At 29.9% G+C, this 3,576-nt stretch carries 3 protein-coding genes; all 3 read right to left on the minus strand.

Annotated elements, in window-relative coordinates; genetic code table 11:
- Positions 1 to 2,124 (minus strand): efflux RND transporter permease subunit (locus ABY298_RS15515; protein WP_372746960.1); only part of this gene is annotated, 2,124 nt, incomplete at its 3' end.
- A gap of 37 nt (positions 2,125 to 2,161) precedes the next feature.
- Positions 2,162 to 3,199 (minus strand): efflux RND transporter periplasmic adaptor subunit, encoded by a 1,038-nt coding sequence (locus tag ABY298_RS15520; RefSeq protein WP_372746961.1) that lies wholly within the window; start codon positions 3,197 to 3,199, stop codon positions 2,162 to 2,164.
- Between the two features lie 158 nt (positions 3,200 to 3,357).
- Positions 3,358 to 3,576: helix-turn-helix domain-containing protein (locus tag ABY298_RS15525; protein WP_372746962.1), on the minus strand; the 219-nt coding region annotated here is incomplete at its 5' end.

Genomic DNA, 3,576 nt, shown 5'->3' on the forward strand with positions numbered 1-3,576 from the left:
ATCCCAATCACTTCTAACCCAATTAATATTTTTGTTCGCTTTTAAAATTTCCGATACTTTATTTCCAACAGTTTTTAAATCTTTTATATTATTTGATGCAATTCTAATTTCAAAAGGAGCTTTAAAATCTTCCATTGCTAACTGTTTCCATTTTATATGAGCGGTTGGAAAGGCATTTTTATACTTGGAACTGTATTCATTTATAATAGCAATAGTAGCTTCGTTTGACGTTGTGTTAAGCAATAATTGTCCATAATTTTTTGCAGGTAAATGTGGTGCATAAAGCGCATTAAATCTTGGTGAACCATTCCCTATAAAACTAGCAATATTTGTAATTCGGTTATCTTTACTTAAAATAGTTTCTAAACTGTCAATAACATTTTCTGTTTTTGAAATAGAAGTTCCTTCAGGTAAATACACTTCAATAGCAAATTGTTTTCTTTCCATTTCTGGAAATAACTTTTGATCTACATTCATAAAGAAAAGTACTCCAAGAACTATAGATAAAACACCTAGTAATATTGTTAATTTTGGATTTCTAAAACAATATGAAAGTGTAGCGTCAAATACATTTTGAACTCTATCTAATAAACTTTTCTTTTTTACAGTTTCATCTTGTTTTAATTCTTGGTGAAGTCCTTTTTTAATAAATACGTAACAAATAAAAGGAACCAATAATACAGCTACTAACATGGATACGGTTAATGCAATTCCAATAGTTACAGGTAAACTTCCAACAAAATCATCAGCAATTCCTGTTAAGAAAAATAGCAACGGAAAAAACGCGGCGCATATTGCTGCTGAAGCTGTTAATACAGGAATAAATAGTTCTGTAGCGGCTTTCCAAGCAGCATTCCAAGGAGAATCTCCGTGATCTAGTTTTTCAACATAACTATCTATTACCACAATGGCATTATCTACCACCATACCAAGAACTACAATTAAAGCTGCCAAAGTAACTATATGTAATTGCAGCCCAACCATTTGCATAATTCCAATAGTTATTAATACAGAAATTGGGATTGAAACTGCTGCTACGGCTGCTACCCTAAAAGGTAATAGTAACATTGTAACAATAATTACCGCAATGATTGCAATTATAAATTCCTTTAAAAAATGTGAAATAGAATCATCAACAACTTCAGGTAAATTTGAAATGGTGTTTAATTTAACATCGCTATCTGTATTTTTTAAAAAATTTGTGAGCACCTCTTGAACGTCTTCGCCAAAATGTACAATGTTATTTCCTTTTTGCATTTCTAACGAAAGTAGCAATGCATTTTCACCGTTATTTCTTATATAATTGTTCGGTTTTTCGTAGCGTTTTTCTATGTAAGCAACATCTTTTAACCGAATGATATTTCCAAGAGGATCTGAATACACAATTTGTTCTTCTAAATCTTCAACAGATTCAAATCTTGGTGGTAAATGTATTGGTAATTCTAAGTCGCCATTATCTAAAGTTCCAGAAAAATTAATAGATTCTTGTAATTGAAATGAAGCTAAAACTGTGGTTGGTTTTAAGTTAAATTGTTTTAGTTTTTCTGGTTTTATGTAAACATAAATTTCTTCCTTTTGCTCTCCATAAGATTTTATTTTTGAAACTGCTGGGATTTTTCTGATTTCAGCCTCTAAATCCTTCATAATTTCACCTAACTCTCTGTATGTTTTTTTATCGGAAGACATAGTAATTAAAAGCGCAGAAGTGTCTCCAAAATCATTTGTACCAAAAAGTGCTAAAACTCCAGGAGGTACTTGTAATTCATTTAATCCGTGGCGAAGTTTTGTCCAAAATTTATCGGCATTTTTTACATTAGCATTTAATTCAACATAAATAATCATTTGCCCTTCTTTTGAATGCGAATAAGTTTTAGTTTTATTTACTTCTTCATATCCAAAAATATAATCTTCCACTTTTTGAGTAAGTCTTTCCTCAACTTCTTGCGATGTAAAACCAGGGTAAACACCAACTACAATTCCTTGTCGCACTGTAAACTCTGGAAACTCTTGTCTGGGCATATTTTTTAAGCCAATAGCGCCCAATATCATTAATACAACCACAATAGAAACCACTATTTGATAATGTTTCATAGTTGCTTCTATAAAATTCATTCCTTTTTTCATATAAATATGATTATGTTATTAAAGTATTGTTAGAAATTTAAAATTTCACTTGGTCATTTTCTAATAATTGATGATGCCCTTCAGTAACTATTAAATCGTCATTTGAAAGTCCCGCTTTAATTTCAATTTGATTGTTTGAAAAAGTACCAAGTTCAACAAATTGTTTAGAAACAGTTTTAGATTCAGCGTTTACTTTAAACACATAATTTTTATCATTTTCATCTTTAATAACAGCTCTATACGGTATTGTTAGCCTGCTTTCAGAAACTTGCATTTTTAAGTTAACATCGCACGCCATTCCCGATTTTATGAATAGATTATTATTCGGAATTAGAATTTTCACCTCATAAGTTTTAGATAATCTGTTCGCAATAACCCCCACTTTTTCTATTTCACCTTCAAACTCTTTACTGCCTAATGCAGCAATAACAATAGTTGCTTTTTGACCTTTAGAAATTTTATTGATTTCATTTTCTGGAACAGCAATTTTTACATACACTTCATTTAAAGTAACTAAATCAATAATAGGATTTCCAGGAATGGTGTTTGAACCTACTTCAATGTTTCGGCTTCCAATAAATCCTGATTCTGTAGCTTTTAACGTACAATTTGAAAGATTTTGGTAGGCAACTTTATTGGCTGCTTTGGCTTGTTCTAATTTTGAAATTATATCCTGCATTTGAATTTCAGGTAAACTTCCTTTATCGTACACCTCTTTAAAACGTTTGTACGCGTCGGTTGCCTGATTTAATGTTGCCAATGTTCCTTGATAGGTATTGTTTGCCGTAGTTTTATTTAATTCAGCGAGTATTTGTCCTTTACTTACTTTATCACCTTCTTCAATATGAACGGCAATAACAGTTCCCGGAACTAAAAAACTTAATGGTATAGTTACTTTGGGTTCAATAAAACCACTGTAATTAATTTGTTCATTAAAAGAGGAGTTTTCTATTTTTAATACCTCAACTGAATGTGCTGCATTTTCATTTTCTTTTATAGCGTTATTTTCTTTTGAATTTGTACAGCTAACTAAAACTATTGCTGTAAGTACTAAAATAATTTGTTTAAAATACATATACCTATTTAATTTAAATTTCTTTTGGCAAAATTGATTAGAAATTTAAGTGTGTAAAAGGGATAAAAAAGGTAATAATTGGTCTAAATCAATTATTTTAAGTGTAATAATTAAAAAATAAGTATAAATATTTTGAAATATTGGTATTTTTTAAATATTTAACTTTTTAGGTTGCGATACTTTGAAGGAGAAATTCCTAGTTGTTTTTTAAAGTACTTTCCAAAAAATGATTGATCACTAAACTGGAGTTCATTGGCTATTTGTGCAATGGTTAATGAAGGGTTGTTTAATAAAATACAGGCTTCCATAATTACAACATCATCAATTAATTGCGAAGCTGTTTTACCAGCAACTTCTTTTAATACTTTTGATAAATG

The organism is Lutibacter sp. (assembly GCF_041596795.1).
In the GTDB taxonomy this organism is placed as follows: Bacteria; Bacteroidota; Bacteroidia; order Flavobacteriales; family Flavobacteriaceae; genus Lutibacter.

Excerpts from the sequence above, each read along its gene's own strand:
- ABY298_RS15520 (WP_372746961.1), bottom strand. The coding sequence starts at position 3,199 with ATGTATTTTAAACAAATTATTTTAGTACTTACAGCAATAGTTTTAGTT.